We start from the raw sequence: 2,293 nt of genomic DNA, 5'->3' as shown, positions 1-2,293 counted from the left end.
AAGTATAAATTTAAGTTTCGGGACTGTTTGCTTAATAAGTTTTGTAGCGCAATTTATTTTAACTTTTTTAGGCTTTTTCATCACATCTATCAGCTTAAGCAATAGGGGTTTTAAATGCGGAACGCCTGCAGTTGGTATTTTGGGTTTAAGCTTTCTTTTTGCGATAATCCTTTTAGTTATAATTGGAATCCAGCTTTGTGTAAAAGCAATTTATAAAAAACAAATTTGATGAATGTTTGGTTTTAAATCACTTTGTGAGAAAACATAAGAAATGAAAAGTCAAAACTGCAATACGAATTAGCTGAAGTCAAAAGACCACTGCTAACAGCCACTACAACGGATTTGGGCATTGGGCTTAATTGAAAGTTGGTTTTGTATTGGGACGATTTGGCAAATCCGAAAACAGGGCTTAATTTAGTCCCAAACCCGCTGTAGTGCCAGAACGTTACCGGAGACTTGTGCCGAAATCACGCTGATGTTTTCAATCAGAAAATTTACAAAGCAGAAACGTGAAAGTTGGAACTTGCCGGCAGACTCAAGCGAAAGCGAACAGGCGAAGCAAACTTGAAAATTGGAATCTGAAAAGCAGAAACGTAAAAGTTGGAATTTGCCAACTGAACTTTAAAAAAGAAACGTGAAAAGCGGAAAGTGAGAACTTGAAACTTTGAGCCAAAAAATACAAAACCAAAAACCGAAAACTAAACTTTGTGGAGCGGACGGAATTGGACAAACAGAAGCTTAAAAAATTGCGGTTTAAAACGAGATTTCGTCAAAAACAAGCCTCCGGTAACACACGCTACAAGCAAGCTGGGGATTTGGCAAAATTTAAAGATGGTTTTGTATTTGAAAAAATAGTTTTTAACCGAAAGTTTAGGCTTTCTTAATCCCAGCCTGCGTGTAGCGCGAAGACGTTACAGGAAACCTTGCCACAAAATAACCTAATAATAATGAATTATATTTTAGTTATCCTCTTATTATTTTTTTCAACTATCTATTCACAAGATAAAGTTGATTCCGCTTTTATCTTTTCAAAATACGAGCAAATTGATAATGAAAAAAAAGGAGATAAAATTAGAGATATCGTTAATGAAGATAATGATGCACTAATTATATATTTGGACGATAGCAAATTTATCTCTTTAAAAAACAATAAAGTTAAATGCTATGCAATATGCAAAGACACTATAATTAACAATATAGTAGAGCTGAATAATATTAATGCGAAGAATTGTAAGTCTATAATTGATACATTGGTCTCCATTGACCCAAAAAAAATAATCAATGAAATTGATAAAAAAAATAGAATCCCTATTGAGAATTTAGGTAAGTATATGATATCGTTTTATAAAGATAACAAAACTTTAAAGCTTTTTTATAGTTACTCCGAGACTAATATTGAAGACAAATTTTCTTTTCCTAAAGACAGAAAGACGTTTTTAAATAATTACTTAAATCTGACAAAATATTTTTATGATAAAGAATTTGAACGAGTGAAATCTTTAGATACGATTTATTTACTTATTGAAAGAGAAAAAAATATGCAGTATGAACGATTGAATTTTTCAGATACGATTTATTCATCTATTGGGAGAGGGAAAAATATGCAATACATTCTTGATATAAATAAATTAAAAAGCATACGACAAGAAACTTATGACTTCCAATTTAATTGCTCTTATGTCAGTTTTACACATTTAAGTCGCTTTAGTTTTGCTGAAACTAGTAATGAATTTTATGAAAAGGATTCATTTTTAAAAACTTATACCGACAAAATATTGCGTCTTGAAGATTTACAAAGATTTACCCAATGTGATTTGGAACAATTAATAGGTTCAATTAATAAAAAAGTTTTTATCATTGATAAAGAGGAGATTAATGGTGGGAAAATCAAAATTAAAGAAGTTAAAGGCGGAACTCGGTGTTGGTTGGAACAACAGGAGGATTAAAAGTAATGGACTTAATGTCTATTTTGTATTAGTAACTAGGTGTTAGAAAACAAATATTGAACGATAAAAAAGGCTTCCTGTAACAGCTACTACAACGGATTTGGGCAATTGGCTTAATGGAAAAATGGTTCTGTATTGTTATGATTTGGCAAATCCGAAGAATGGGCTTAATTTAGTCCCAAACCCGCTGTAGTGCCAGAACGTTGGCAGAAATATTCTCAAAAAAGTGCATATAAAATCATCCTACAAAGAAAATGAAGAAAATTATTTTATTAATCCTAATAATTACATTTCAATTAGGCTATTCAAAAGAAATAAATGAAACTGAAAAACTATCTAGTTTATGC

2 protein-coding genes are annotated in these 2,293 nt (G+C 31.1%); both read left to right on the top strand.

What is annotated here, in order from left to right:
* On the top strand, positions 1-229 hold a 229-nt coding region (locus tag VLC96_RS16320), incomplete at its 5' end, for a hypothetical protein (protein WP_325264623.1).
* A gap of 718 nt (positions 230-947) precedes the next feature.
* Positions 948-1,946, top strand: coding sequence for a hypothetical protein (locus VLC96_RS16315; protein ID WP_325264621.1), 999 nt, complete (start codon positions 948-950; stop codon positions 1,944-1,946).
* Positions 1,947-2,293: the final 347 nt, after the last annotated feature.

This window comes from Flavobacterium sp. (assembly GCF_035456085.1).
GTDB lineage: Bacteria > Bacteroidota > Bacteroidia > Flavobacteriales > Flavobacteriaceae > Flavobacterium.
Note: the sequence above shows the minus strand (reverse complement) of the source record. Positions and strands in the feature narration are given on the sequence as shown.